Source organism: Mesorhizobium sp. M7A.T.Ca.US.000.02.2.1 (assembly GCF_003996995.1).
GTDB lineage: Bacteria > Pseudomonadota > Alphaproteobacteria > Rhizobiales > Rhizobiaceae > Mesorhizobium.
The window spans coordinates 1-26,786 of sequence record NZ_RZTT01000033.1 but is presented as its reverse complement, the minus strand read 5'-3'; the positions used below and the strand labels follow the sequence as shown (position 1 = coordinate 26,786).

General features: G+C 63.8%; 24 protein-coding genes. 14 read left to right on the top strand and 10 right to left on the bottom strand.

Annotated features, from left to right (window positions below; genetic code table 11):
- Together EOD15_RS05535 and EOD15_RS05530 are read left to right on the top strand one after the other, a co-directional pair.
- Window positions 1-209 (top strand): PfkB family carbohydrate kinase (locus tag EOD15_RS05535; RefSeq protein ID WP_245463583.1); only part of this gene is annotated, 209 nt, incomplete at its 5' end.
- A 392-nt stretch (window positions 210-601) separates the two neighbouring features.
- Complete coding sequence (locus EOD15_RS05530; RefSeq protein ID WP_127408336.1) at window positions 602-1,303, top strand: hypothetical protein; 702 nt, start codon at window positions 602-604, stop codon at window positions 1,301-1,303.
- A gap of 33 nt (window positions 1,304-1,336) precedes the next feature.
- Here EOD15_RS05530 and EOD15_RS05525 read toward each other — a convergent pair whose 3' ends face one another.
- Window positions 1,337-3,616, bottom strand: coding sequence for an NADP-dependent malic enzyme (locus EOD15_RS05525; RefSeq protein WP_127266636.1), 2,280 nt, complete (start codon window positions 3,614-3,616; stop codon window positions 1,337-1,339).
- 213 nt (window positions 3,617-3,829) lie between these two features.
- Here EOD15_RS05525 and mutS point away from each other — a divergent pair, with 213 nt between their 5' ends.
- Complete coding sequence (mutS, locus tag EOD15_RS05520; RefSeq protein ID WP_127321684.1) at window positions 3,830-6,559, top strand: DNA mismatch repair protein MutS; 2,730 nt, start codon at window positions 3,830-3,832, stop codon at window positions 6,557-6,559.
- Here mutS and EOD15_RS05515 read toward each other — a convergent pair whose 3' ends face one another.
- From EOD15_RS05515 to EOD15_RS05505, 3 genes are all read right to left on the bottom strand, one after another.
- On the bottom strand, window positions 6,560-7,378 hold the full coding sequence (locus EOD15_RS05515) for an aldo/keto reductase (protein WP_164761869.1): 819 nt from the start codon (window positions 7,376-7,378) through the stop codon (window positions 6,560-6,562).
- Window positions 7,379-7,489: 111 nt separating this feature from the next.
- The gene (locus EOD15_RS05510; RefSeq protein WP_127321683.1) at window positions 7,490-7,882 is read right to left on the bottom strand and encodes a DUF305 domain-containing protein; all 393 of its coding nucleotides are present in this window, start codon (window positions 7,880-7,882) and stop codon (window positions 7,490-7,492) included.
- 43 nt (window positions 7,883-7,925) lie between these two features.
- Window positions 7,926-10,430: a heavy metal translocating P-type ATPase gene (locus tag EOD15_RS05505; RefSeq protein ID WP_127332034.1), complete on the bottom strand. Its 2,505-nt coding sequence runs from the start codon at window positions 10,428-10,430 to the stop codon at window positions 7,926-7,928.
- 186 nt (window positions 10,431-10,616) lie between these two features.
- Between EOD15_RS05505 and EOD15_RS05500 the strand changes: the two genes are divergently transcribed.
- The 7 genes from EOD15_RS05500 to EOD15_RS05470 all read left to right on the top strand — a co-directional run bounded on the left by EOD15_RS05500 (window position 10,617) and on the right by EOD15_RS05470 (window position 18,929).
- Window positions 10,617-11,435: a glycosyltransferase family 25 protein gene (locus tag EOD15_RS05500; RefSeq protein WP_127321496.1), complete on the top strand. Its 819-nt coding sequence runs from the start codon at window positions 10,617-10,619 to the stop codon at window positions 11,433-11,435.
- Between the two features lie 79 nt (window positions 11,436-11,514).
- Entirely contained in the window at window positions 11,515-14,316 is a 2,802-nt protein-coding gene (locus tag EOD15_RS05495) for a [protein-PII] uridylyltransferase (RefSeq protein WP_127321495.1), read from the top strand.
- 46 nt (window positions 14,317-14,362) lie between these two features.
- A complete protein-coding gene (gene murJ, locus EOD15_RS05490) occupies window positions 14,363-15,970 on the top strand; it encodes a murein biosynthesis integral membrane protein MurJ (RefSeq protein ID WP_127332036.1) in 1,608 nt (535 codons plus the stop codon).
- A 172-nt stretch (window positions 15,971-16,142) separates the two neighbouring features.
- Window positions 16,143-17,210, top strand: coding sequence for a tryptophan--tRNA ligase (trpS, locus tag EOD15_RS05485; protein ID WP_127332038.1), 1,068 nt, complete (start codon window positions 16,143-16,145; stop codon window positions 17,208-17,210).
- Between the two features lie 93 nt (window positions 17,211-17,303).
- The gene (locus tag EOD15_RS05480; protein WP_013528063.1) at window positions 17,304-17,795 is read left to right on the top strand and encodes a universal stress protein; all 492 of its coding nucleotides are present in this window, start codon (window positions 17,304-17,306) and stop codon (window positions 17,793-17,795) included.
- Between the two features lie 156 nt (window positions 17,796-17,951).
- The gene (locus EOD15_RS05475) at window positions 17,952-18,521 is read left to right on the top strand and encodes a NifU family protein (protein WP_023811631.1); all 570 of its coding nucleotides are present in this window, start codon (window positions 17,952-17,954) and stop codon (window positions 18,519-18,521) included.
- Window positions 18,522-18,602: 81 nt separating this feature from the next.
- Window positions 18,603-18,929, top strand: coding sequence for an NIPSNAP family protein (locus tag EOD15_RS05470; RefSeq protein ID WP_127269475.1), 327 nt, complete (start codon window positions 18,603-18,605; stop codon window positions 18,927-18,929).
- A 111-nt stretch (window positions 18,930-19,040) separates the two neighbouring features.
- Here the strand turns inward: EOD15_RS05470 and EOD15_RS05465 are convergent, their stop codons facing one another.
- Window positions 19,041-19,658 (bottom strand): L,D-transpeptidase, encoded by a 618-nt coding sequence (locus EOD15_RS05465; RefSeq protein WP_127321576.1) that lies wholly within the window; start codon window positions 19,656-19,658, stop codon window positions 19,041-19,043.
- A 226-nt stretch (window positions 19,659-19,884) separates the two neighbouring features.
- On the opposite strand from EOD15_RS05465, the gene cueR reads away from it, so the two are divergent.
- Together cueR and EOD15_RS05455 are read left to right on the top strand one after the other, a co-directional pair.
- Entirely contained in the window at window positions 19,885-20,307 is a 423-nt protein-coding gene (gene cueR / locus EOD15_RS05460; protein ID WP_127321577.1) for a Cu(I)-responsive transcriptional regulator, read from the top strand.
- 58 nt (window positions 20,308-20,365) lie between these two features.
- On the top strand, window positions 20,366-20,797 hold the full coding sequence (locus EOD15_RS05455; RefSeq protein ID WP_127321578.1) for an OsmC family protein: 432 nt from the start codon (window positions 20,366-20,368) through the stop codon (window positions 20,795-20,797).
- Window positions 20,798-20,943: 146 nt separating this feature from the next.
- Here EOD15_RS05455 and EOD15_RS35675 read toward each other — a convergent pair whose 3' ends face one another.
- Complete coding sequence (locus EOD15_RS35675) at window positions 20,944-21,162, bottom strand: hypothetical protein (protein ID WP_164761854.1); 219 nt, start codon at window positions 21,160-21,162, stop codon at window positions 20,944-20,946.
- 574 nt (window positions 21,163-21,736) lie between these two features.
- On the opposite strand from EOD15_RS35675, the gene EOD15_RS05445 reads away from it, so the two are divergent.
- Both EOD15_RS05445 and EOD15_RS05440 read left to right on the top strand, forming a co-directional pair.
- The gene (locus EOD15_RS05445) at window positions 21,737-21,997 is read left to right on the top strand and encodes a hypothetical protein (RefSeq protein WP_127321580.1); all 261 of its coding nucleotides are present in this window, start codon (window positions 21,737-21,739) and stop codon (window positions 21,995-21,997) included.
- 90 nt (window positions 21,998-22,087) lie between these two features.
- On the top strand, window positions 22,088-22,588 hold the full coding sequence (locus EOD15_RS05440) for an MmcB family DNA repair protein (protein WP_050596738.1): 501 nt from the start codon (window positions 22,088-22,090) through the stop codon (window positions 22,586-22,588).
- Between the two features lie 29 nt (window positions 22,589-22,617).
- On the opposite strand, the gene nhaA is transcribed toward EOD15_RS05440, so the two are convergent.
- The 4 genes from nhaA to EOD15_RS05415 all read right to left on the bottom strand — a co-directional run.
- Window positions 22,618-23,814 carry a Na+/H+ antiporter NhaA gene (gene nhaA, locus EOD15_RS05435; RefSeq protein WP_127408335.1) on the bottom strand — a complete coding sequence of 399 codons (1,197 nt, stop codon included), beginning with the start codon at window positions 23,812-23,814 and terminating at the stop codon, window positions 22,618-22,620.
- Window positions 23,815-24,111: 297 nt separating this feature from the next.
- Window positions 24,112-24,675, bottom strand: a complete 564-nt coding sequence (locus EOD15_RS05425) for an ActR/PrrA/RegA family redox response regulator transcription factor (RefSeq protein ID WP_013528072.1) — start codon at window positions 24,673-24,675, stop codon at window positions 24,112-24,114.
- 85 nt (window positions 24,676-24,760) lie between these two features.
- On the bottom strand, window positions 24,761-26,092 hold the full coding sequence (locus EOD15_RS05420) for an ActS/PrrB/RegB family redox-sensitive histidine kinase (RefSeq protein WP_127408334.1): 1,332 nt from the start codon (window positions 26,090-26,092) through the stop codon (window positions 24,761-24,763).
- A gap of 26 nt (window positions 26,093-26,118) precedes the next feature.
- Window positions 26,119-26,786, bottom strand: a 668-nt coding sequence (locus tag EOD15_RS05415; protein WP_281035551.1) for an ATP-dependent helicase C-terminal domain-containing protein, incomplete at its 5' end; no start/stop codon positions are given.

Sequence of the window (26,786 nt, the reverse complement as noted above, 5' to 3'; positions counted from 1 at the left end):
TCAAGGCGACCGCCATCAAGGAACTGGTCGACACGACGGGCGCCGGCGATCTCTATGCCGCCGGCTTCCTGCATGGCTACACGCAAGGCCGCGACCTGCAGACTTGCGGCGACCTTGGCTCACTGGCGGCCGGATTGGTGATCCAGCAGATCGGCCCCAGGCCACGGCAGAATCTGCGCCGCGAGGCTGAGCAGGCGGGGTTGCTGTAGGGAAAGCTCTTCCCTTCTCCCCCTGTGGGAGAAGGTGTCGCCGAAGGCGACGGATGAGGGGTGCTCCAGCTTGGCACTGACGGTACTCCGTCCAACACCCCTCAACCGTCTTGGCGCTGCGCGCCAATCCACCTTCTCCCGCAGGGGGAGAAGGGAAGGCCGCCTCCGCTTCTCACCGTCGCGCGGCTGTCACACATCGCACCTACACGCAATCTTGGCGCCCCGCGACTGACCTTTCGGGGCGCCAACAGCCAGTTGGGATGTCAAGAAATGCAAGACAGCGAGCTGTCGGGCCGCAGCATTTGTTGCCGTCGCGATTTCCGCTTTACGCTCTAGAGATTCAAAAGCCGGCCGCAGCTGTGGGAGGAGAGCGCGGCCCAGAAGACAGATGTATGAACAGATTTCAGATCCAGGGCCTCAAGCAGGACGACTTCGCCGAGATGGTCGCCGAAGACGTCGAACGCGCGCTTGCCCACTATGACGAGGCCATCAACAAGCCCACCATGGTCTCGGTCGGCAAAATCGCCGGCAGCATAGCGTCCGCCGTCACCTTGCTGTCACCGAAGCACCAGCGCGCTATCGACGCCATCCATGCCGACCTGCCCGGCCTGGCCTCGAAATTCGTGCGCGCGCTGGCGGCGGAAGCCGCGCGCCGCAGCGAAGCCGGTATAGCCGGCGTGATCAATCCGCCGACGACCCCTTTGGTCGATGTCGAGCCTCCTTCGCTGCCAAAATCCGACGATCTCGAATTTATGCTGATCGAGGACTGGGCGGGCCGCGTCGCCGGCTCGACCTATCTGGAAGAGAATTTGCGTATCGCCCGCTCGACCCTGCACCGCTGGCAGCGGCGGGGCGAGGTCATCGCCTTGCGCAAAGGCGGCCGCAAACATGTCTTCCCGCTGGCGCAGTTCGTCGACGGCCGGCCGGTAGCGGGCATTCGCGACGTGCTGTCGCTGATCAGCAATCCCAGACTGGCGTGGCTGTGGCTGACTCGGCTCTCGGCGCAGCTCGACGGCCGCGTCCCGATCGACTTGCTGCGGCAGGATCAGGTGGACGAGGTCGTCGAGGCCGCGCGCGTGTTCGCGCCGGGCTGAACGCCTCCCGGACTCACCGCTAAGGCTCGCCGCTCAAGTCCCCGCCGTATACGCCGCGATCGCCGCCATGTTGACGATGTCCGAGTCCTTGGCATTGAGCGACACGATCTGAACGGGCTTGTTCAGCCCGACCAGCAGCGGGCCGATCACCGTCGAGCCGCCGAGTTCCTGCAGCATCTTGGTCGAGATCGAAGCGGAGTGGAACGCCGGCATGATCAGCACATTGGCCGGACCGGTCAGGCGGATGAAGGGATACTGCGCCATGGCGCGGGCATTGAGCGCGACGTCGGCGGCCATTTCGCCGTCATACTCGAAATCGACGCGGCGCTTGTCGAGGATGCGCACGGCTTCCTGGACACGTTCGGAACGCTCGCCCTGCGGATGGCCGAAGGTGGAATAGGCGAGCATGGCAAGGCGTGGCTCGTAGCCCATGCGGCGGGCAAAGCCTGCGGCCTCCTCGGCGATGTCGGCGATCTGCTCGGCATTCGGCATGTCGTGCACGGCGGTGTCGGCGACGAGCACGGTCTTGCCCCGCGCCAGCACGATCGAGACGCCGATGACGCGGTGGCCGGGCTTGGCGTCGATGACGCGGCGGATGTCGTCGAGTGCGGTGGAATAGTTGCGGGTGACACCGGTGACGATGCCGTCGGCATCACCCAGCGCCACCATGCAGGCGGCAAAATGGTTGCGGTCGTTGTTGATCAGGCGCTGGCAGTCGCGGAACAGGAAGCCTTTGCGCTGCATGCGCTCGTAGAGATAGTCGGTGTAGATGCCGTTGCGGCGCGACAGCCTTGCATTGATGATCTCGATGCCTTGCTTGTTGAGGTCGATGCCGGCGTGCTTGGCGTTCTCCTTGATGACGTCGTCGCGTCCGAGCAGGATGGCGGTGCCGAGCCGCTGGTTCACATAGGAGACGGCGGCACGCATGACCTGCTCCTCCTCGCCCTCGGCGAAGACGATGCGCTTGGGCTGGCGGCGCACGCGGTCGTAGATGCGCTGCAGGGTCGAGGCGATCGGGTCGCGGCGGGCCGACAGCTCCTGCGCGTAACGGTCGAGATCGAGGATCGGCTTGCGGGCGACGCCGGAATCCATCGCCGCCTTGGCGACCGCGATCGGGATGGCCGAGATCAGGCGCGGGTCGAACGGCACCGGGATGATGTAGTTGGGGCCGAATTTCGGCCGGTTGCCCTGATAGGCGGCGGCGACATCGTCGGGCACATCCTGGCGTGCCAATGCCGCCAGCGCCTGCGCGGCGGCGATCTTCATGTCGTCATTGATGGTGGTTGCCCTGACATCCAGCGCGCCGCGGAAGATGTAGGGAAAGCCGAGCACGTTGTTGACCTGGTTGGGATAATCAGAACGCCCGGTGGCCATGATGGCGTCGGTGCGGATTTCGGCGACCTCCTCCGGCGTGATTTCCGGGTCGGGATTGGCCATGGCGAAGATTATCGGGTTCTTGGCCATCGACTGCACCATGGCGGTGGTCAGCGCGCCCTTGGCGGAGAGGCCGAGGAAGACGTCGGCGCCATCGAGTGCCTCGGCGAGGCTGCGCGCCTCGGTCTTGACCGCATGCGCCGATTTCCACTGGTTCATGCCTTCGGTGCGGCCCTGGAAAACGACGCCCTTCGTGTCGCACAGGATGATGTTTTCCGGCGCAAAGCCCATCGCCTTCATCAACTCGATGCAGGCGATGCCGGCGGCGCCAGCGCCGTTGCAGACCATTTTTGTGGTCTTCATGTCGCGACCCGTGATCTCCAGCGCGTTGATCAGGCCGGCGGCCGAGATGATGGCGGTGCCGTGCTGGTCGTCGTGAAAGACGGGAATGTCCATCAATTCGCGCAGGCGCTGCTCGATGATGAAGCACTCCGGCGCCTTGATGTCCTCGAGGTTGATGCCGCCGAAAGAGGGCCCGAGGAACCGCACGCAGTTGATGAATTCGTCGGCGTCCTCGGTGTCGACCTCGAGGTCGATGGAATCGACATCGGCGAAACGCTTGAACAGCACCGCCTTGCCCTCCATCACCGGCTTGGAGGCCAGCGCGCCGAGATTGCCTAGACCGAGGATGGCCGTGCCGTTGGAGATGACGGCGACCATGTTGCCGCGCGTCGTGTAGTCGAAGGCGCGGCTGGGGTCCTCGGCGATGGCCAGAACCGGAACCGCGACACCAGGCGAATAGGCGAGGCTGAGGTCGCGCTGCGTTGCCATCGGCTTGGTGGCGACGACCTCGAGCTTGCCGGGGCGGCCCATGGCGTGGAATTCGAGCGCTTCCTGCGCGCTGACGGACGGACCGCTGTTCTCGGTTTTCCTGGCCATAATGTTCTTGATTTCCTCACCGGTGCGGCACCTCCTTGAAGCGGGTGCTTTGTTTCGGTCCGAATTAAGACCACGCGCCGCCGCGTGTAAACCGCCAGCGCGCTGGAATCGCCGTCCGCATCGGCAATTGCGGACAAGCTGCCGTCCCGTCGTCCCCTGTTTTTCGAAGCGCCGGCATTAAACCGCATCATCACATCTGCTAGCGTGCCGCGCATGAACATGCACAGCCCGAACGAGCCAGACGCCCCCGAGGCGATGACGCCGGCGCCGACCGTCCATGCCGGTGCCACGCCGATGATCGAGCAATTTATCGAGATCAAGGCGGCGAACCCCGATTCGCTGCTGTTCTATCGCATGGGCGATTTCTACGAGCTGTTCTTTGAGGATGCCGAGAAGGCGAGCCGGGCGCTCGGCATCGTGCTGACCAAGCGCGGCAAGTATCAAGGGCTCGACATCCCGATGTGCGGGGTGCCGGTGCATGCCGCCGACGACTATCTGCAGAAGCTGATCGGCCAGGGTTTCCGCGTCGCCGTCTGCGAACAGATCGAGGATCCGGCCGAGGCCAAGAAACGCGGCAGCAAATCGGTGGTGCGCCGCGACGTCGTGCGGCTGGTGACACCGGGCACCATCACCGAGGACAAATTGCTGGCCCCCTCGGAATCGAGCTTCCTGATGGCACTGGGGCGGGTGAAAGGCGGAGCGGGCCACTCCTTCGCGCTGGCCTGGATCGACATCTCGACCGGCGCCTTCCGCGTCACCGACACCACCGCCGACCGGCTGCTGGCCGACATCTTCCGAGTCGATCCGCGCGAGCTGATCGTCGCCGAGCCGGTGTTCCACGATCCGGAGTTGAAGCCGGTGTTCGAGGTGCTCGGCCGCGTCGCCAGCCCGCAGCCGCCGTCGCTGTTTGATTCGGCATCGGCCACGGGACGCATCGCCCGCTTCTTCGATGTGGCGACGCCGGATAGCTTTGGCGCCTTTTCGCGCGCCGAACTGTCGGCGATCTCCGGCGCCATCGCCTATGTCGAGAAGACGCAGAAGGCCGAGCGCCCGCCGCTGTCGCGGCCCGAGCGCGAAGAGCAGGGCTCGACCCTGTTCATCGATCCGGCGACACGCGGCAATCTGGAACTGCTGCGCACGCTGTCGGGCAGCCGCGAAGGGTCGCTGTTCAAGGCGATCGACCGCACGGTGACCGGCGGCGGCGCAAGGCTGCTCGCCGACCGGCTGATGGCGCCGCTGACCGATCCCGCGGCCATCGGCGCCAGGCTGGATTCGGTGTCGTTCTTCCGTTCCGAAACGCGGCTCTGCCAAGCGGTGCGGTCGAGCCTGAAGAGCGTTGCCGACATGCCGCGCGCACTGTCGAGGCTGGCGCTCAACCGGGGTGGGCCGCGCGACCTTGGCGCGCTGCGCGCCGGCTTCGAGGCGGCAGGCGCGATCGCCGAAATCTTTGCCGCGACCGCCCTGCCCCCGGAACTTGCGGCGGCATTGGCCGCCGTCCATGCTCTGCCCCAGGCGCTGGCCCAGCATCTGACCCAGGCGCTTGGCGACGAACTGCCGCTGCTCAAGCGCGATGGCGGCTTCTTGCGCGGCGGCTACCATGCCGATCTCGACGAGATGCGGGCGCTGCGCGACGAATCGCGAAAGGTGATCGCCGGGCTGGAGCGCTCGCTGATCGACGAGACCGGCATCCGCTCGCTGAAAATCCGGCACAACAATGTGCTTGGCTACTATATCGAGGTGACCGCCAACCATCATGCGGTGATGACCGGCAGCGATGGCGCCAAGGCGCGCTTCATCCACCGTCAGACCATGGCCAACGCCATGCGCTTCACCACGACCGAGCTTGCCGAACTCGAGACCAAGATCGCCAATGCCGCCGACCGGGCGCTCAGCATCGAACTGACCGCCTTCGAGGCGCTGACGACGGAAGCGGTCGGTGAAGCGGAGAAGATCCGCGCCGGCGCGGATGCGCTGGCCGTGCTCGATGTCTCGGCGGCGCTCGCGCTTTTATCGGAAAGCGAAGCCTGGTGCCGGCCGGTGGTGGATTCGAGCCTTGCCTTCGAAATTACGGGCGGGCGGCATCCGGTGGTCGAACAGGCCTTGCGCCGTTCGGGCGAAGGCCCGTTCGTTGCCAATGATTGCGACCTGTCGCCGGAGGGCAGCGCCAAGAACGGCGCGATCTGGCTCCTGACCGGCCCGAACATGGGCGGTAAATCGACGTTCCTGCGGCAGAACGCACTGATCGCCATCTTGGCCCAGACCGGCTCCTTCGTGCCGGCGACATCCGCCCATATCGGCGTCGTCGACCGGCTGTTCTCGCGGGTCGGCGCCTCGGACGATCTGGCGCGCGGCCGCTCGACCTTCATGGTCGAGATGGTCGAGACGGCGGCGATCCTCAACCAGGCCGGTGAGCGCGCGCTGGTGATCCTCGACGAGATCGGCCGCGGCACCGCCACTTTCGATGGCCTGTCGATCGCGTGGGCGGCCGTGGAATATCTGCATGAGAAGAACCGCTGCCGGGCGATCTTCGCTACTCACTTTCACGAAATGACCTCGCTGGCCGGCAAGCTGGCGCGGCTCTCCAACGTGACCATGCGGGTCAAGGAATGGGAAAACGACGTCGTCTTCCTGCACGAGGTCGGCAAGGGGGCCGCCGACCGCTCCTACGGCGTGCAGGTGGCGCGGCTGGCCGGCCTGCCGGAAGCGGTGGTCGACCGGGCCAAGGAAGTGCTGCACCAGCTTGAGGAAGGTGAGGTTTCGGGCAAGACGAACCGGCTGGTGGACGATTTGCCGCTGTTTTCGGTGGCGGTGAAGCGGGAAGCGCCGAAGCCGCCCAAAAGCGATGCGCTGGGGGCGGCGCTCGGCGAGATCAATCCCGACGAGATGACGCCGCGCGAGGCGCTGGAAGCACTCTACCGGCTGAAGGGGCTGGCGGGGACATAGTCAGATCATCTCCAACCCGCGCTTGCGCGCTGGTGGCGGGAAGGCGCGGTCGAGATCGGCGATGTCCTGCGGCGTCAGCTTGATGTCGAGCGCCGCGATGTTCTGGCGGACATGCTCCCGGCTGCTGGCCTTCGGGATGGCGATGATGCCCTCCTGATGCACCACCCAGGCCAGGGCGATCTGCGCGGAGGTCGCATCGTGGCGAGCGGCGACCGCGTCGAGCCTGGCATTGCGCGCCAACGCGCCCTGCTCAACCGGCGAATAGGCCATCAGCGGAATGTTGCGCTGCCGGCTCCAGGGCGCCAGGTCGAATTCGAGGCCGCGCCGGACCAGATTGTAAAGCACCTGGTTGGTCTGGACATTGCCGCCATCGGGCACGCCAATCAGCTCTTCCATCTCGTCGGTGTCGAAATTGCTGACGCCCCAGTGGCGGATCTTGCCGGCCTTTTTCAAGGTCTCGAAAGCCGCGACCGTTTCGGTCAGAGGCACGCTGCCGGGCCAATGCAAGAGATAGAGGTCGATGCGGTCGGTGCGCAGGCGTTTCAGGCTGTTTTCGCAGGCGCGCTGCACGCCCGCGCGTGAAGCGTTCGACGGTAGAACTTTCGAGACCAGGAAGGTCTCGTCGCGGCGCCCGGCAATGGCTTCGGCCACCACCTCCTCGGCGCCGCCGCTGGCATACATTTCGGCGGTGTCGATCAACGTGATGCCGAGGTCGAGGCCGAGCTTCAGAGCATTCACCTCATCGGCGCGGCGACTGATATCCTCGCCCATCTTCCATGTGCCCTGGCCAAGCACCTGAACGGCTTCGCCTGAGGGCAGTTAGGTGGTTCTGATGGTCGACGGCATTGCGGGCTCCATTTGGGCCGATCGCATCACAGGCTGGACGAGAAATCCAGAGGCGCTCTCGCCGCGCTGGCGATGGCTGAAGACTTACTTCACCGGATGGGCGGCGAGCCAGGCCTGCATCTGCTTGATCTCGGCTTCCTGCGCGGCGATGACGCCTTCGGCCAGCTTGCGGATTTCCGGATCCTTGCCATTGGCGAGTTCGACCTTGGCCATGTCGATCGCACCCTGATGGTGCGGGATCATGCCTCTGACGAAATCGACATCGGCATTGCCGGTATAGTCGGACGCCATCATGTCGGCATGCATCTTGTCCATCGCCGCCTTGTAGCCTTCCGTCGAAGGGCTGGTCGCATCCGCCGCCATGGCGCCCATGTCGTGTTTCATCTCTTCGCTTTGCGCCGGAACGCTTTCGAGGAAGACGGCAACCAGCATTCCGGCTGCCATCAGCAGCAGCACGAGTTTTTTGGCGAAGGTCATTCATGGTCTCCTGTTGGATGGGTTTCGTATTTGGGGGCTTGGATCAGAGTTTCAATGTTCTCAGCCGCAACGCGTTTGCGATCACCGACACCGAAGACAGGCTCATCGCCGCCGCCGCCAGCATCGGCGACAGAAGCGTGCCGGTGAGCGGATAGAGCACGCCGGCGGCGACCGGCACGCCAAGCACATTGTAGAGGAAGGCAAAGAACAGGTTCTGGCGGATGTTGCGGATCGTCGCCTGCGCCAGCGTGCGGGCGCGCACGATACCGTTGAGGTCGCCCTTGACCAGAGTGATACCGGCGCTTTCGACAGCGACATCGGCGCCAGTGCCCATGGCGATGCCGACATCGGCGGCGGCAAGGGCCGGTGCGTCGTTGACGCCGTCGCCGGCCATGGCAACACCGGCGCCTTTTGCGCGCAGTTCCTCGACAAGAGCTGCCTTCTGTTCCGGCAGCAGGGCGGCGCGGACCTCGTCGATGCCGAGGCTTCTGGCGATCGCGTTGGCCGTGCGTTCATTGTCGCCGGTCGCCATGATGATGCGCAAGCCGCTTTCATGCAGCGCCTTGATCGCCTCGGCCGTCGTTGCCTTGATAGGGTCGGCGACGGCGACGATGCCGGCCAGCTTCTTGTCGACAGCGACGAACATCGCCGTCTTGCCTTCGAGCTGCAGCGCCTCGGCCTTGGCAGAGATGGATGCGATGTCGACGCCAAGGTCCGCCATCATCGCGGCATTGCCGAGCGCGACCGTCTTTCCCGAGACCGAACCGGACACGCCCTTGCCGGTGACCGCCTCGAAGGCGCTGGCCTCGGCAACGGTCACGCCGCGCGTAGCGGCGCCGTCGACGATGGCTTCAGCCAGAGGATGCTCCGACCCCTTCTCCAGACCGGCGGCAAGCGCCAGCAATTCGTCTTCGGAGAAGCCGTTTGCCGTGACGACATCGGTCAGTTTCGGCCGGCCTTCGGTCAGCGTACCCGTTTTGTCGACGATCAGCGTGTCGACGGAAGCGAAGCGTTCGAGTGCTGCGGCCTCCTTGATCAGCACACCGGCATGCGCTCCGCGCCCGGTGGCGGTCATGATCGACATCGGCGTGGCGAGGCCGAGCGCACAGGGGCAAGCGATGATCAGCACCGACACCGCCGAGACGATGGCAAAGATCAGGCTGGGCTCGGGTCCAAACACGGCCCAGGCGATGAAAGCGACAATCGCGACAAGGACGACGGCCGGGACAAAGTAGAAAGAAACGCGATCGGCCAACCCTTGAATCGGGGCGCGCGAGCGCTGCGCCTTGGCGACGAGATCGACGATTCGCGCCAGCGTCGTCTCGGCGCCGACCTTCTCAGCGCGCATGATCAGTGCACCATTCTTGTTGAGCGTGCCGCCGGTCAGCGCATCGCCCTCGACCTTCTCGACCGGCAGCGGCTCGCCCGTGATCATCGATTCGTCGATCGAGGATCTCCCTTCCAGCACCGTGCCATCGACCGGCACGGCGTCACCGGGGCGTATGCGCAGGCGATCGCCGGCTTTGACCGCATCGAGCGGCACATCCCCTTCGGAACCGTCGGCGGCGATCAGCCGCGCGGTCTTCGGCGCGAGATCAAGCAAGGCGCGGATTGCCGAGCCGGTCTTTTCACGGGCGCGCAGCTCCAGCACCTGGCCAAGGAAGACCAGCGCAACGATGACGGCAGCAGCCTCGAAATAGACCGGTACCGCACCGCCATGGCCGCGGAACTGATGCGGAAAGATATCCGGAAACAGTGTGGCGACGACGCTGTAGAGATAGGCAGCACCAACGCCGAGCGAGATCAGCGTCCACATGTTGGGGCTGCGGTTGACCAGCGAGTCCCAGCCGCGGTGGAAGAAGGGGAAGGCGGCCCAAAGCACCACCGGACTTGCCAGGACCAGTTCGATCCAGACTTTTGCCCGGTCCTCGACCAGACCTTCAAACGTCAGGCCGATCATGGGTGCCATGGCGATGATCAGAAGGGGGACCGACAGGGCAGCGCTCACCCAGAACCGCCTGGTGAAATCGACCAGCTCGGGATTTGGCCCTTCATCGCCCGTTGGTACGCCCATCGGCTCCAGCGCCATGCCACAGATCGGGCAGGATCCTGGCTCGTCGCGGATGATTTCGGGATGCATCGGGCAGGTGTATTGCGTGCCTTTGGGCATCGGCTGCGGTGCCGGCCTGTCGCCGAGATATTTTTGCGGCTCCGCCTCGAATTTCGCCTGGCAGGCGGCCGAGCAGAAGTAGAAGCCCTGGCCTTCGTGGCGGGCAAAGTGCCTGGCTGTCGCGCGGTCGACGCTCATACCGCAGACCGGATCGGTGGCCGTCAGGAATTTTTCCGGCTCGGCGACGAATTTCGTGCGGCAGCCCTGGCTGCAGAAATGATAGGGATGGCCATTATGCTCGGTCGTCGGCTTGCCGGCGACCGGATCGACAGTCATGCCGCAGACCGGGTCGCGGACGACGCTTTTCGTGGTGGGCACCGCGCCTTTTGTCGAGCAGCAGCTACCATGCGCGTGATGATCGTGATCGGAATGCGTCATTCGAAAATGCCTCGATGGATCGATGTGTGACGTGGAGATAGGGCTTCCAGTAACTGGAAGGTCAAGGGCTGTTTCGACTTTTCTTCTCCGGTCCACCGCGCGTCCATCCACCCCAAAAAAAGTCTCACGCGGCAACACCACGCCTGCTAGAGAGCGAGCGTCCCGGGGGTGAGATTTTCTTTGGCAATGAAGCGTCTGGTCATCAATCTCGATCGGTCTCCCGATCGCCTTGCCCGTGTGACGGCGGAGTTTGCCCGCATCGGCGTCCCATTCGAACGCGTTCAGGCCATCGACGCACGGGATCGGCCGGACCTGGACCAGCTGCCGCAAAATGTCGGATATCGGAACAGGCTGCCATTGACTGACGGCGAGATCGCCTGCCTGCTCAGTCACCGGGCCTGCTGGGCCGCCATCGCGCAAGGCGACGCTCGCTACGGGGCAATCTTCGAGGACGACATCGTCTTTGCCGCGAAAGCCGGCGCATTGCTTCGCGACAGCGACTGGATTCCAGCCGATGCCGAAGTCGTCAAGCTCGAAAGCTATTTTTGCAAGACCGTGATCCGACGCAAGCGCATTGCCATCGGTCACGGCTTTTCCACATCCAAACTCGACGCCGGACATATAGGAACCGCCGGCTACATCATCTCCAGGCAAACCGCGCTCGACCTGATCAAGGCCACAGAGGAGATCGGCATCGCTGTCGACGACCTTGTCTTCAACCCCGAGTTTTCGGTTTTGCGAGGCGAGACGATCTATCAGCTTGTTCCTGCGCTCTGCGCACAAGATCAGTTCCTTGGCGACAGGGCGCTCCAATTGCCAAGCCTGCTCAGGGAAAAGCGCGATATCCAGTGCGCCGCCGGGACCGGGAGACGCAGAAAGACAGCCATAGCGAAGGTAAAAGCCGAGGCTCGGCGAATAGGCAAGCGCATTGCCGATTTCTGTCGACTGAAGCGGAGAATGGTCATTCCATTTACTTATCCGAGCCAGAGCTCAGCCGGGTCTTGAACCGGCTTTCAACGCCCCATACCCAGCGCCGCGAAAACGCGCTATAGACGCCGCCGAAACGGCAAGGCCGGCTGGGTATATGGCAAGAATCTCCCTGAAGCTCGACGAATTGATCGACGGCGAAGCCTTGCGCCGCGAGATGACCGCGCTGACCGCGGCCACGGCGGGCGACGGCTCCGGGCAGGTCGCGCGCAATGGCGTGCTCCAACTGCTCAAGGGACGACTGGCGGAAGGGCGCGCCATTGCCGAACGAATGCTGATGGACGATGGCGGCGGCAGCGCCTGCGCGGCGCGGCTGTCGCATCTCATGGACGAGATCATCCGGGCGCTTTACGATTTCGCCGTCACCCACGTCTACCGGGTCAAGAACCCGTCTTCGGCGGAGCGCATGGCCGTCGTCGCTGTCGGCGGCTACGGCCGTGGAACGCTGGCGCCGGGGTCCGACATCGACCTTCTGTTCCTGCTGCCTTACAAGCAGACGCCGTGGGGCGAACAGACAGTCGAGTACATGCTCTACATGCTGTGGGACCTGGGGCTGAAGGTCGGCCACGCCACCCGTAACATCGACGAATGCCTGCGCCTGTCGCGCACCGATGTCACCATTCGCACCTCGATCCTCGAAGCACGTTTCCTGTGGGGCGAGGAAAAGCTCTATGATGAACTGATGCTGCGGTTCGACCATGAGGTGGTGCGCACGACCGGCCCCGAATATGTCCAGGCCAAGCTTGCCGAACGCGATGACCGCCATGCCAAGGCCGGCGAAAGCCGCTATCTGGTCGAGCCCAACGTCAAGGACGGCAAGGGCGGCCTGCGCGACCTGCAGACGCTGTTCTGGATCGGCAAATATTTCTATCGAGTGCGCACCGGCGAGGAACTGGTCGACAAGGGCGTCTTCACCGAGGGCGAGTACCGCGAATTCCAGAAGGCCGAGGATTTCCTGTGGGCGGTACGCTGCCACATGCATTTCCTCACCGGCAAGGCCGAGGAACGGCTGCATTTCGACATCCAGCGCGAGATCGCCGAACGGCTCGGCTACACCACACACCCCGGCCTGTCGGCGGTCGAGCGCTTCATGAAGCACTACTTCCTCGTCGCCAAGGACGTCGGCGACCTGACCCGCATCTTCTGCGCTGCGCTCGAGGAGGAGCAAGCCAAGCACGTTCCTGGCTTCAACCGCATCTTCCTGACTTTCTCCAGGCGCAAGCGCAAGCTGGCCGGCACCTCCGATTTCATTGTCGACAACCACCGCATCAACATCGCCGACGACCAGGTGTTCGAGCGCGATCCGGTCAATCTGCTCAGGCTGTTCTGGTTCGCCGACAAGCACGGTCTGGAATTCCACCCTGACGCGCTGAAGCTGCTGACCCGTTCGCTCGGCCTAGTCAACAAGTCGCTGCGGCGCGACGAGGAGGCCAACCGGCTGTTCCTCGACATATTGACCTCGGATCGCAATGCCGAACTCAATCTGCGTCGCATGAACGAAGCCGGGCTGCTCGGCAGGCTGATCCCGGATTTCGGCAAGATCGTCGCCATGATGCAGTTCTCGATGTACCACCATTACACGGTGGACGAGCATCTGATCCGCTGCATCGGCGTGCTGGCCGAGATCGAGCGCGGCGACGGCGAAAAGGTCCACCCCTTGTCGCACACGCTGATGCCGGGCCTGAAGAAGAGCCGCGAGGCGCTCTATGTCGCCGTACTGCTGCACGACATCGCCAAAGGCAGGCCGGAGGACCATTCCGAGGCCGGGGCCAGGATCGCCCGTCGCATCTGCCCGCATATGGGGCTGTCGCCTGCCGATACCGAAACCGTGGCCTGGCTGGTCGAGAACCACCTCGTGATGTCGATGACGGCGCAGACCCGCGACCTCAACGACCGCAAGACCATCGAGGATTTTGCCGCGATCGTGCAGTCGGTCGAGCGGCTGAAGCTGCTTTTGATCCTCACCGTCTGCGACATCAGGGGCGTCGGACCCGGTGTCTGGAACGGCTGGAAGGGCCAGCTGCTGCGCACGCTCTACTACGAGACCGAATTGCTGCTGACCGGCGGGTTTTCGGAAGTGTCGCGCGCGCAGCGCACGGCGGCGGCACGCGAGCGCCTGGCCGAGGCGCTTGCCGAGTGGCCGGACAAGGCCCGCAAGCGCTATGTCGGCCAACACTACGAGAATTACCTTTTGACCGTCGATCTCGCAGACCAGTTGCGCCATGCCGAGTTCATCCGCGAAGCCGACGTGTCAGGCAACAAGCTTGCCACCATGGTCAAGACCCACCAGTTCGAGGCGGTGACCGAAATCACCGTGCTGGCGCAGGACCACCCCCGCCTGCTCTCGGTCATCGCCGGGGCTTGCGCCGGAGCCGGCGGCAACATCGTCGACGCGCAGATCTTCACGACGTCGGATGGCCGCGCCCTCGACACGATCCTGATCAGCAGAGAATTCGATCGCGACGAGGACGAGCGCCGGCGTGCCGAGCGTGTCGGCCGGCTGATCGAGGACGTGCTGTCGGGCAAGAGCTGGCTGCCGGAAATGATCGAGAAGCGCACCAAGCCGCGGCGCGGTTCCAAGGTGTTCAAGATCCCGCCGCGCGCCGAAATCCGCAATACGCTGTCGAACCGTTTTTCGGTCATCGAGGTCGAGGGCCTCGACCGGCCGGGACTGCTGTCGGAGATCACCGGAACGCTCTCCGACCTGTCGCTCGACATCGCATCGGCCCACATCACCACCTTCGGCGAAAAGGTCATCGACACTTTCTATGTCACCGATCTCACTGGCCAGAAGATAGATAGCCCGGCCCGCATCGCCACCATCCGCAATCGGCTGATGGCAACGCTCGAAGGCATCGTGCCCGAACGCGGCGGCAAGTCCAGGGCGGCGGCCGAGTGACAACGACCATCACTTCGTCCCAATTTCGCAGGCAGTTCCCAAAAGCATGAGCCTCGTCAAGAAATTCGCAACGGTCGCTTCCGGCACGCTGATGAGCCGCGCGCTCGGTTTCGGCCGCGAGATGCTGATGGCCGCCGCACTCGGCACCGGACCGGTCGCCGATGCCTTCAACGCCGCTTTCCAGTTTCCCAACACCTTTCGCCGGCTGTTTGCCGAGGGGGCCTTCAACGCCGCCTTCGTGCCGCTGTTCGCCAAGGAGATCGAAACTCACGGAACCGAAGGCGCCAAGCGCTTTTCCGAGGAAGTGTTCGGCGTGCTGTTCACGGCGCTGCTGGCGCTGACGATCATCATGGAACTGTCGATGCCGCTGATCGTGCGCTATCTGGTGGCGCCGGGTTTTGCCGGCACGCCGGGGAAGTTCGACACCACGGTGACGCTGGCGACGATCATGTTTCCCTATCTGATCTGCATGTCGCTGGGCGCGATGATGGCGGGCATGCTGAATTCGCTGCGCCGCTATTTCGCCGCCGCGGTGGCACCGGTGTTCCTCAACATCATCCTGATCGGCGTGCTCGCCTATGCCTGGTACAAGGGCTCGGATGCCCTCACCGTCGGCTACGGGCTGTCCTGGGGCGTGCTTGCCGCCGGACTGGTGCAACTGGCGATCGTCTGGGTGGCGGTGCGCCACGCCGGCATCTCGATCGGCTTCCGCCGGCCGAAAATGACGCCCGCCGTCAAGCGGCTGCTGATCCTGGCGCTGCCGGCGGCCATCACCGGCGGCATCACCCAGATCAACCAGCTGATCGGCACGGCGATCGCCTCGGCGCAGAACAGCGCGGTGTCCTCGCTCGCCTATGCCGACCGCATCTACCAGTTGCCGCTCGGCGTGGTCGGTGTTGCGGTGGCGATCGTGCTGTTGCCCGAACTGTCGCGGGCGCTGAAGTCGGGCAATCTGATCGAGGCGGCCAATCTGCAGAACCGCTCGGTCGAGTTCACGCTGTTCCTGACCCTGCCGGCAGCTGCGGCACTCTGGGTGATGTCGGAGCCGATCGTGCGGCTGGTCTATGAGCGCGGCGCGTTCGCCGCCAACGGCTCGACGCCGACAGTGGCGGCGATCCTGGCGATCTTCGGCCTCGGCCTGCCGGCTTTCGTGCTGATCAAGGCGTTCACCCCAGGCTATTTCGCCCGCGAGGACACGCGCACGCCGATGATCTTTGCCGCCATCTCAGTGGCGGTGAACGTCACCACGGCGCTGACGCTGTTTCCACGGATGGGCGCGCCCGGCATCGCGGTGGCCTCGGCCGTCGCCGGCTGGGTCAACGCGGTGATGCTGCTCGGCGTCCTGATCCGGCGCGGCCATTGGGGCCGCGACGTGCCGCTGATGAAGCGCATTCCACGGCTGGTGCTGTCGGCGGTCGTAATGGGGGCGGCACTCTATTTTGCCGAGCACTGGTTCGCCGTCAGGCTCGGGCCGGGCTCGCCGCTGGTGGTCAAGGCGACGACGCTGCTGTCGCTGGTTGCCGGCGGAGCGCTGCTTTATTTCATCACGGCCTTCGCCACAGGCGGCGCCGATTTCGGTATGATCCGACGCAACATCAAGCGGGGATCGGGCAAGTCGGCGCCACCGGTCGCAAAGACCGACCTGGACGAGTAGAGCGCCCGACACGCCCGCAGCGCCGTCTTGATCGCAGCGCCGTCTTCGTCCATAAGCGCGCCGTCGCAAGACTTTCGCCGCGCGCGGTTTCCAGCCGCGTGATTGGCTCCGAAAAGTCTGCAACTTTTCGGAATCACGCTTATACGGCCCTCCACAAGCCATGAGGACAATCATGACCGCCTTCAAGCCACTCGTCTTTTCCGGTGTCCAGCCGACCGGCAATCTGCACCTCGGCAACTATCTCGGCGCCATCAAGAAATTCGTTGCCCTGCAGGACACCTCCGATTGCATCTATTGCGTCGTCGACCTGCATTCGCTGACAGCCCAACTCGTTTATGAAGACCTAGCCGATCAGACGCGGTCGATCACCGCTGCGTTCCTTGCCTCGGGCATCGACCCGAAGAAGCACATCGTCTTCAACCAGTCGCGGGTCATGCAGCACGCCGAGCTCGCCTGGATCTTCAATTGCGTGGCGCGCATCGGCTGGATGAACCGTATGACGCAGTTCAAGGACAAGGCCGGCAAGGATCGCGAGAACGCCTCGCTCGGCCTGCTTGCCTATCCTTCGCTGATGGCTGCCGACATCCTGCTCTACCGTGCCACCCACGTGCCGGTGGGCGAGGACCAGAAGCAGCATCTGGAACTCACCCGCGACATCGCGCAGAAATTCAACAACGACTTCTCCGACCGCATCGCGGCCCTTGCCGTCGGCGTCGAGATGCAGGTCGGCGAAGAGACCGTCAACGGCTATTTCCCGCTGACCGAGCCGGTCATCGGCGGGCCGGCGGCGCGCATCATGTCGCTGCGCGACGGCTCCAAGAAAATGTCCAAATCGGACCCGTCGGATTTGTCGCGCATCAACCTGACTGACGATGCCGACGACATCTCGAAGAAGATCCGCAAGGCCAAGACCGATCCCGAAGCGTTGCCGAGCGAGCTGGACGGCCTGGCCGGCCGACCCGAGGCGGAGAACCTGGTCGGCATCTATGCGGGTCTCGCCGAGATATCGAAGGCGGATGTACTCAAGGAATTCGCCGGTCAGCAGTTTTCCGTGTTCAAGCCGGCCTTGGCCGATCTTGCAGTGGAAAAACTGGCGCCGATCGCCAGCGAGATGCGCCGCATTTCGGATGACCGCGCCTATGTCGACGCTGTGCTCAAGGACGGCGGCGAGCGCGCCGGCGTGCTGGCCGAAGCGACGATGAAGACGGTGCGCGACATTATCGGCCTGCTGCAGGGCTGATCGCGACATCGGGTGCACTGGCACAAGGCCGGCGACTTGCCGCCGGTCCCCCGCAGTGGCAGATTGCGGCCGCACGACACCGAGTAGATAGACATGGTCTCCAAACGCCTCAGCCGCGAAGCCGGCCATCGCAGGAAATTCCTGACGATCATCGACGACACGCCGGAATGCGAGCGTGCCGTCGCCTATGCCTCGAAACGGGCGCAGAGCACCAGCGGCACGCTGGTGCTGCTCTATGTCATCGTGCCGGACGATTTCCAGCATTGGCTGGGTGTCGAGAAGATCATGCGCGAGGAAGCCAACGCCACGGCGCGCGCCGCGCTCGACAGCTATGCCAACAAGGTGCGCCAGAAGCTCGGCATCGAGCCCGAGATGGTGGTGCGCGAAGGCAAGCCGACGGAAGAGATCCACAAATTGATCGAGGAAGACCAGGACATCGCCATCCTGGTGCTGGCCGCCGGTGCGGGCAAGGAAGGCCCGGGGCCACTGGTCGGCGCCGTGGCCGGCAAGGGTGCCGCCTTCCCGATCCCGGTGACTGTCGTGCCGCAGAACCTGTCGGACGAGGAAATCGACAGCCTGGCCTGAGATTCTGCTCTTCAGGTGATGCCGGTCCGATGATGGGCGCGAAAAAACATTCCGCCAGCCAGCTGTTCCGACGATGCGTTTCGCTTGAATGTCCAGCCAATTGAGCCTATTTAGAATTGTTCCAAACTAGATGCCCAAACGGGCACGGAGACGGCCATGTTCATCCAGACCGAATCGACGCCAAACCCGGCGACGCTGAAATTCCTGCCCGGCAAGGAAGTGCTTCTGGAAGGCACCGCCGATTTCCGCGATGCCGACAGCGCCGCTGTCGCCTCGCCGCTGGCCGGCCGGCTGTTCGAAATTCCTGGCGTCACCGGCGTTTTCTTCGGCTATGACTTCATCACCGTGACCAAGGATGGCCCCGACTGGCAGCATTTGAAGCCGGCGATCCTCGGCGCCATCATGGAGCATTTCATGTCCGGCGCGCCCGTCATGGCCAAGGCCGGCCCGGCCGCCGAGACCAGCCAGACCGGTGAGTTCTACGACAAGGCCGACGAGGAGCTGGTCATCACCATCAAGGAACTGCTCGACACGCGGGTGCGCCCGGCGGTCGCCCAGGATGGCGGCGACATCACCTTCCGCGGCTTCGAGAATGGCACGGTGTTCCTGCATATGAAGGGCGCCTGCGCCGGCTGCCCATCCTCGACGGCGACGCTGAAGCACGGCATCCAGAACCTTCTGCGCCATTTCGTGCCGGAAGTGCAGCAGGTCGAGCAGGTCTCCTGACGCCCCCTTTAAAATTCTACCCTGCTGACCATCTGGTCCGATTTCTTCGCTTCCGGCGCCTCGGCCAGAAGGAACTCCAAAATGATCTACGAACTTCGGGTTTACCGGGCTTTGCCGGGACGCTTGCCGGCGCTTCTTGATCGCTTCGACAAGATCACCCTCAAATTATGGGAAAAGCACGGTATCCGCCAAGCAGGTTTCTTTACCACGCTGATCGGTGCTTCGAACAACGACCTGACCTACATGCTGGCATGGGAATCGCTGGCCGAACGCGAAGAGCGCTGGACGGCGTTCGTGAAGGACCCGGCCTGGACACAGGCGCGGGAAGATTCCGAGCGTGACGGCCAGATCACCGAGACAATCACCAACCAAATTTTGGCCCCCACCTCGTTCTCGGCGGTGTCCTGACCACCGAGCAGGCGTCGCATCGCGCAAACAACAAAAAACCGGGCCGAATTGCCCGGTTTTCTGCTTGGGACGTCCGTTGTTGCCTAGACGGTCCGCGTACGAAAACTGCCTCTAGAGAACGATGACTTTGGCGCCGACCGAGGCGCGGTCATAGAGGTCGATAATGTCCTGATTCATCAGGCGGATGCAGCCAGACGACATCGCCTTGCCGATCGAATTCCACTCCGGGCTGCCATGCAGGCGATAGCCTGAATCACCGCCCTTGTTGAACAGGTACATGGCGCGCGCGCCGAGCGGGTTCTTCAGGCCTGGCTGCATGCCGCCGGCAAACTTTTCCAATTCCGGCTGGCGCTGAATCATCTGCCTCGGCGGCGTCCAGGTCGGCCATTCGCGCTTGAGCGCAATGTGGGCGGTGCCATGCCACTCGAAGCCCTCGCGGCCGACGCCGATGCCGTAACGAATGGCCCTTCCGTCGCCCTCGATGAAGTAGAGGAACTTGTTCTGCGTATCGACGATGATCGTGCCCGGCTTTTCCTGGCTGTCGTAGTTCACTTCCTGCCGATGGTACTTCATCGGCACTTTCTCGATCGGGATGCGCGGCAGCTGATAACCTGCGTCGGTGACCGCGCCGTAGTTGTTGGAGAATATCTGCGAGCCGATGGTGCTGCAACCGGCGATAGCAGTGGAGAGCGCCAGTGCGGCGATGATTGCAAACGACTTCATGCGCATCAGGTGATCCGGTGCCCCGCCCAACTTCGGCGGCACGAGTCGGCCGCTCTCTCATCATCATTCATGCTGGCATTTGCTTTGCTTGCCAAGCGCGCGATGCCTATATGCCTGCCTTGACGTACCGGTAAGCGTATCACTATGGCATTTTGGCAACAGGACTCACAGGATTGTGAAGCAAATTCAAGGGGTCTGCTCCATGGGGTCCTGGAAATCGAGGAGAACCGTCATGAATGTCGGTGACGCTGCCCACCGCTCCGGCCTGCCGGCCAAGACTATCCGCTACTATGAAGAGATCGGCCTGATCGCCCCGGCGCGCGCCGCCAACGGCTACCGCGATTATTCCGGAGACGACATCCATCGGCTGGCCTTCCTGCGCCGCGCGCGCAATCTCGGCTTTTCCATCGACGATTGCCGCCAGTTGATGGCGCTTTACCAGGATCGCAGCCGCGTCAGCCAGAACGTGCGCGAAATCGCCGCCGCCCATGTCACGGCGATCGAGGAGAAAGTGCGCGAGTTGCAGTCGATGCGCTCGACGCTGCAGAAACTGATCCATGCCTGCCACGGCGACGAGAGGCCGGATTGTCCGATCCTTGATGACATGGCGGGGGCGGCGTTGCCCAGCGACAAGGCCGCCTCTGCGCCTGCATAATGACCGTACGTCGACGAGGCCCGACGCCTGGTCGACTCCCACCGGGAGGACGTCCGCAATGGTCTCGATGACCGTCGAACTGCGCAATGTGGGGGACACGCAGGCGGCCATGGGCTGGGCCGGCGGCCACACGATCATCGTCGACCGGCCCGAAGGCAAGGCCGGCGGCATGGGCCTGGGCTTCAATGGCGGCCAGTTGCTCGCCCTGGCGATCGGCGGCTGCTTCTGCAACGACCTTCGCTACGTCGCCGCGGAAATGGGCGTAACGCTCAACAAGATCGCCGTGACCGTGACACTGAACCTCGAAGGCAAGCCTTTGCTCGCGACCTCGTCAATCATGAAGGTTTCATGCACGACGCTGGACGGCTCCGACCCGGCGGAGATCATCACAAGGGCCGCGGCGATTTCCACGGTCAGCAACTCCCTGCGCCAGGGCGTGCCGGTGAGCATTGAAACGGACGCAACGGCGACCGGCTTGTCGGAGGAATGATCCCTGGGAACAGGCGCATTTGGCCGCGTGGATTGTCAGAGACCGCTAAAAAGATCCGCCGCCGGCACGGCAGGGGGATTGACCCAATTTTCTTCGGCATCTGGGCGCGTCAATCTGCCGCTCTATGTCTCCCCTTGTCGCAATGATCAACGATGGAGGTTGGCATGGATCGGCGATTGTTTCTGACTGGAATGCTTGGGCTGGCAGGGGCCGCGACCGTCGTCGCAATCGCGCGTCCTGCCACCGCCTTGGCCGGCATCCCGAATACGGGGCCCGGCATTCTCGATGAACTCGACAAACCATCCGACGACATTCTCGGCCCGGATGGTCCCGATGTTCAGGACGGCGTCGAGTTCGTGCGGCACCGCAGATGGCACCGCCGCCGTCGCCGACGCGGGTGGAGGCGGGTTTGCCGTCGCTATTGGCGCAATGGCTATTGGCGCCGGCGATGCTTCCGCAGATCCTTCTGGATCCACTTCTGACGGGATCACCAAACGCGAAGGCTCCGGCATCCGCCGGAGCCTTCGCTATCGCTGCGGGCTTGAATCCAATCGGCAAAAAAGGCCCGCCGCCCCTCGGCAGCGGGCAGGTCCTGGAGTGCCGGGGGATCAACCCGGCATGGGATCAACGAACGGAGCAGGGGTTGGTTGCAGGATCGGCCCGGTAGCTTCCTTTGGGTGGACCGCCACCGGGCCTGACCGGAGCGGGGTGTATTGGGGGAGCCCCGGCTGCTTCTAAAATATCACCTTTCACTTAAATTAGCTTTAGCTAATTTACAGATAGCCATGCGCCACCCGCAGATGGGTTGCGCACTTCACGGAAGTGCCGAAGTGACGTCTCCCTGCTTTTGCCATTCGACATTCGCGGAACTAAAGCGGTTGCATCTGACTTTGGTTGGTAACGCGCAAAGACTTTTTTCTGCTATCTTAAGGTTACTAAATGGAAATTGATCGGCGCGGCATATCAAGGCGATTCGCGCTGACGATCTCTTTGTTTTTCGAGGAACTGCTTGGCGTGTTCCGCCCAATCAGCCGCCGTGACTTTATGCTCCCGAACGGACTTTCTGAAAGCCTTGCGCAGAGCGTCAAGGTCAAAGGCCCATACTTGTTGGCCTTCTTTAGTGTTCGATTTTGCGTCACCCGTCCCCATGGAAGCGACGGTACGCACCGCAAACTCAATCTTTCAAGGATCAATGCCTGACTTCTTTTGGGTATATCCGGGTATATCGAATATACAATCGTCTGCATAAAACAGGTTCAACCGTGAACAAAATCTGGCATGGTGCCTAGCATGCCGATCATCTCCCCCATCCTCATCAATCCTCTCATCGACGGCCGCCAGTCCGAACGCGCCATGCTGGTGCGGCGCGGCGTACAGCGGCTGCTCATGGATATGGGCGCACATGTGTTGCCCGAACTGTCGCTGGCCACGGGCCGCCGCGCCGACCTCGTCGCGCTGACCCGGCAGGGCGATATCTGGATCATCGAGATCAAATCCTCGATCGAGGATTTCAGGGTCGACCGCAAATGGCCCGACTACCGGCTGCATTCCGACCGCTTCTTCTTCGCCACCCATCCCGGCGTGCCCTCGGAGATATTTCCCCAGGAGTGCGGCTTCATCCTCTCCGACGGCTACGGCGCCGAGATCCTGCGCGATGCGCCCGAGCACCGCATGGCAGCGGCAACGCGCAAAGCGCTGATGCTGCGGATCGCGCGGGCCGGCGCTTCGCGGCTGCTGGCGGCAGAGCTTGCCGGCGTGTCGGTGCCGGCGCTGGAGGGTGAGAGCGAGTAGCGATTGTCCCCCAAGTCCTAAGACTGCCTCTACTCTTCACCGTCCTCCACGCCACCCCTGGCGGGCGCCATGAGCAGCACGGCAGCGCCCAGGATAGCGGCGATGAAGGAACCGGCGAGGATGCCGACCTTGACCGCGTCCTGCAGCGCCACGTCGCCGGCGAAGGCGAGCAGGCCGATGAACAGGCTCATGGTGAAGCCGATGCCGCACAGCAGCGATATGCCGATCATGTGCGTCCAGCCTGCATTGGCGGGCAGGTCGGCAAGACCGAGCCGGATGGCAAGGGCCGAGGAGCCGAACACGCCGACCAACTTGCCGACCACCAGGCCGGCGGCGACACCCAGCGTCAACGGCTCGATCAGCGCACTGACGCTGAGACCGGCGAGCGAAACGCCGGCATTGGCAAAGCCGAAGATCGGGATGACGAGGAAGGCCACAATCTTGTGCAGGCCGTGCTCGAGCCGATGCAGCGGCGAATGGTCGAGATCGTGGTCGATCCCGGCGGAACGTTCGAGCGGGATGGTCAGCGCCAGCGCCACGCCGGCGAGCGTGGCATGGACGCCGGATTTCAGAACCAGCACCCACAGGATGACGCCGAGCACGAGATAGGGAACCAGCGTCATCACCCGCATGCGGTTGAGCACGACAAGCGCGGCAATGACGGCGAAGGCAGCACCCAGATAAGCCAGCGAAAGGCCGCTGGTGTAGAAGATGGCGATGATAATGACGGCACCGAGGTCGTCGATGATGGCAAGGGCTGTGAGGAACACTTTCAGCGAAGCCGGCACGCGGCTGCCGAGCAGCGACAGCACGCCGAGCGCGAAAGCGATATCGGTGGCGGTCGGGATCGCCCAGCCGGACAGGGCGGCCGCATTGTTGCGGTTGACAGCCACATAGACGAGTGCCGGAACCAACATGCCGCCGGCGGCTGCAATGCCGGGCAGCACGCGCCGGGGCCAGGTGGAAAGCTGGCCGTCCAGCATTTCGCGCTTGATCTCCAGCCCGACGAGCAGGAAGAACACCGCCATCAGCCCGTCATTGACCCAATGCGAGACGCTGAGCGGGCCGAGATAGGCGTGGAGCGCGGAGAAGTAGGTTTCGGCGAGCGGCGAATTGGCGACGATCAGAGCTAGTGCCGCCGCCACCATCAGGAAGATGCCGCCGGCCGCTTCGCTATCGAGAAATTCGCGGAAGACGGAAACCGGCCGCTGCTTCAGATCCTGCATGTCGCCTCCGTTAAGCCGCCTGTTTGGCGGGCTTCATTGTCCAAGCGCTAGCGCCGCCCCTCACCTGCCTGCCGGCATCCTCTCCCCGTATGGTGACGGGGAGAGGGACGCTGTCATTTATGATTTCGCCAATCACCAACGTTACAGAAATTACGCCTAGGTTGCGGCTAGCCCCTTCTCCCCGTCACTATACGGGGAGAAGTGCCCGGCAGGGCGATGAGGGGCGGCGCTGACTTCGGCGATTGGGCCCTCTCCGCCGCTGGTTACAAACTTGGCCCCAAGCGACACCCTGCGATCCTAACGCGGCGCGCGCTTGGCCAGTATGCGCTGCAAGGTGCGGCGGTGCATGTTGAGCCGGCGCGCTGTCTCGGAGACGTTGCGCTCGCACATCTCATAGACGCGCTGGATATGCTCCCAACGGACGCGGTCGGCCGACATCGGGTTTTCAGGCGGCGCCGCGCGCTCGCCGGCGGTGCGGGTGAGTGCAGCGAAGATATCATCGGCGTCGGCGGGCTTGGAGAGATAATCGACCGCACCGAGCTTCACCGCGGTCACCGCGGTGGCGATGTTGCCATAGCCGGTCAGGATGATGGTGCGGGAATCCTCACGCTTTTCGCGGATGGCCGCGACCACGTCGAGGCCGTTGCCGTCGCCCAGCCGCATGTCGACAACGGCGTAGGCGGGTGGATTGGCGCGCGCCTTGGCAACCGCCTCCTCGACGCTCTCGGCCGTCTCGACCACGAAGCCCCTGGCTTCCATGGCGCGGGCCAGACGCGTGAGGAACGGCTTGTCGTCATCGACGACAAGCAGCGAGGTGTCCTCGCCTTCAACCATTGCGCCAATATTCTCGTCGCCTGTCATAGTCTCAAAATTCCTGCTGCCTTAATTTTACGCAAATATAGTTCCTGAGCCCGATTGTCCAATTTTTAGAGGTCCTTCAAGGCTCTCAGGCGGTGTCGAACATGCTGGCCGAAGTGATTTCCGGATTAAGGAACACACCACGCGGCCACGATATCTGTACCATGGCGCCCTCGCCCAGGCCGCTGGAATTGCGGAAATCGAGCACGGCACCGGAGCGTTCGAGCAGGGTCTTGGCGATGAACAGGCCGAGGCCCAGACCGCCGCCGGTTTCGTTGCCCTGGCGCGTCGACATATAGGGCTCGCCGATGCGGTCGATGATCTCGGCCGGAAAGCCGGGGCCGTCATCTATGATCGAGAAGGTGACGGTGGCCTCGTCCCAGCTCCAGTGCACGGTGACGCTTTTGCGGGCGAAATCGACGGCGTTCTCGACCAAATTGCCGAGGCCGTAGATGACGCCCGGATTGCGTCGCCCGACCGGCTCGGGGCCGATGCGTTCGCCGGGCCGAAGCTTGATCGAGATGCCGAAGTCCCGGTGCGGCGCGGTGACCTCCTCGACCAGCGAGGTCAATGGCAGCCGAGAAAGATGCGCCTCGCCCTCGGAGGACAGGCTGGTCAGCCGCTTGAGAATCTCGCGGCAACGCTCGCTCTGCGAACGCAACAGCGTCACGTCTTCCCCATATTTCGGATCCTTGCCGAGCGCCTTTTCCATCTCCTTGGCGACAAGCGCGATGGTGGCGAGCGGCGTGCCGAGCTCATGCGCGGCCGCCGCGGCCAGCCCGTCGAGGGCCGAAAGGTGCTGCTCGCGCTGCAGCACCAGCTCGGTTGCGGCGAGCGCATTGGCCAGAAGGCGGGCTTCGGCGGCCACCCGGAAGGCGTATATGGCGGTGAAGGCGATCGAGGACAGCACCGCCATCCACATGCCGGCGACATAGAGAAAAGGCATCGCCAGCGGCGCGTCCTCATGCCAGGGCAGCGGCAGATTGACAAAGACCAGAAAGGTCGCCGCCGACATGACCAGCCCGCCGAGGATGGCGGTCAGGCGCAGGGGCAGCGATGTCGCCGAAATGACGACAGGCACGGTCATGAGCAGCGAGAACGGGTTGGTGAGGCCACCGGTCATATAGAGCAGGCCGGCAAGCTGCAGGCTGTCGAAGATCAGGATGCCGAAGGCCGCAAGCGGTGTCAGCCGGTGCGCCGCCGGAAAGCGGAAGGCGAGAAACAGGTTCATCCAGGCCGAACAGGCGATCAGGGCAAAGCAGAGGCTGACCGGCAGCGGAAACTTCAGCCCATAGGCGACGACCAGCACCGTCAGGCTCTGCCCGACAATGGCAAGCCAGCGCAACCGGATCAGCGTGTTGAGGCGCAGTCTCTGGCTCTGCTGGAAATCGGGCGAACGCAAAACGTTGATCATGGCCATGGATTACAGCCGTAGGACCAGGAACGCTAGGTCCCGCGCGGTTTGGCGCGGGCGGTGGCGGCGGCGAGCAGCGGGTTTTCCGGCCAGACATGCTTGGGATAGCGGCCGCGCATGTCGGCGCGCACATCGGCCCAGGAGCCGCGCCAGAAGCCGGGCAGGTCGCGCGTCGTCTGGATCGGCCGGTGCGCCGGCGAAAGGAGTTCGAGCGTCAGCGGCACGGCGCCATTGGCGATCGAAGGATGGCGGTCGAGGCCGAACAGTTCCTGCACGCGAATCGCCAGCACCGGCCATTCGCCGTCATAGCGGATCGGCACATGGCTGCCCGACGGGGCATCGAAATGGGTCGGCGCCAGCGTATCGATCCTGCGCTGCACATCATGCGGCACGAGGCTGGCCAGTCCGGCCGAGACAACGCCCGCATCGATGGCGGCAAAGGACGCCGCGCTGGCGAGGTAAGGCAGCAGCCAGTCGTCCAGGCGCTCAATGAGGGCGTCGTCCGCCATATCTGGCCAGGGCGCGCCAAGGCCGCGGTGCAGCCAGCCAAGCCGCTGGCGCAGCGTTTGCGCCTCCTTGCTCCAATTCAGCAGCGACAGCCCGTGCTGGCGCACCGCATCGAGGACGGCACGGTCGGCGTCGGGCCCCGTTGGCGGCGGCAGCATGCGTTCGGCAAGCGTGATGGCGCCAAGGCGCACGG

Coding starts and splice junctions, on each gene's coding strand:
- murJ (WP_127332036.1), top strand. CDS start 14,363: ATGAGCCTCGTCAAGAAATTCGCAACGGTCGCTTCCGGCACGCTGATG.
- EOD15_RS05455 (WP_127321578.1), top strand. CDS start 20,366: ATGGTCTCGATGACCGTCGAACTGCGCAATGTGGGGGACACGCAGGCG.
- EOD15_RS05440 (WP_050596738.1), top strand. CDS start 22,088: ATGCCGATCATCTCCCCCATCCTCATCAATCCTCTCATCGACGGCCGC.
- EOD15_RS05510 (WP_127321683.1), bottom strand. CDS start 7,882: ATGACCTTCGCCAAAAAACTCGTGCTGCTGCTGATGGCAGCCGGAATG.
- trpS (WP_127332038.1), top strand. CDS start 16,143: ATGACCGCCTTCAAGCCACTCGTCTTTTCCGGTGTCCAGCCGACCGGC.
- EOD15_RS05530 (WP_127408336.1), top strand. CDS start 602: ATGAACAGATTTCAGATCCAGGGCCTCAAGCAGGACGACTTCGCCGAG.
- EOD15_RS05475 (WP_023811631.1), top strand. CDS start 17,952: ATGTTCATCCAGACCGAATCGACGCCAAACCCGGCGACGCTGAAATTC.
- EOD15_RS05505 (WP_127332034.1), bottom strand. CDS start 10,430: ATGACGCATTCCGATCACGATCATCACGCGCATGGTAGCTGCTGCTCG.
- EOD15_RS05495 (WP_127321495.1), top strand. CDS start 11,515: ATGGCAAGAATCTCCCTGAAGCTCGACGAATTGATCGACGGCGAAGCC.
- EOD15_RS05420 (WP_127408334.1), bottom strand. CDS start 26,092: ATGGCCATGATCAACGTTTTGCGTTCGCCCGATTTCCAGCAGAGCCAG.
- cueR (WP_127321577.1), top strand. CDS start 19,885: ATGAATGTCGGTGACGCTGCCCACCGCTCCGGCCTGCCGGCCAAGACT.
- EOD15_RS05465 (WP_127321576.1), bottom strand. CDS start 19,658: ATGCGCATGAAGTCGTTTGCAATCATCGCCGCACTGGCGCTCTCCACT.
- EOD15_RS05425 (WP_013528072.1), bottom strand. CDS start 24,675: ATGACAGGCGACGAGAATATTGGCGCAATGGTTGAAGGCGAGGACACC.
- EOD15_RS05480 (WP_013528063.1), top strand. CDS start 17,304: ATGGTCTCCAAACGCCTCAGCCGCGAAGCCGGCCATCGCAGGAAATTC.
- nhaA (WP_127408335.1), bottom strand. CDS start 23,814: ATGCAGGATCTGAAGCAGCGGCCGGTTTCCGTCTTCCGCGAATTTCTC.
- EOD15_RS05525 (WP_127266636.1), bottom strand. CDS start 3,616: ATGGCCAGGAAAACCGAGAACAGCGGTCCGTCCGTCAGCGCGCAGGAA.
- EOD15_RS05470 (WP_127269475.1), top strand. CDS start 18,603: ATGATCTACGAACTTCGGGTTTACCGGGCTTTGCCGGGACGCTTGCCG.
- EOD15_RS05500 (WP_127321496.1), top strand. CDS start 10,617: ATGAAGCGTCTGGTCATCAATCTCGATCGGTCTCCCGATCGCCTTGCC.
- mutS (WP_127321684.1), top strand. CDS start 3,830: ATGAACATGCACAGCCCGAACGAGCCAGACGCCCCCGAGGCGATGACG.
- EOD15_RS05445 (WP_127321580.1), top strand. CDS start 21,737: ATGGAAATTGATCGGCGCGGCATATCAAGGCGATTCGCGCTGACGATC.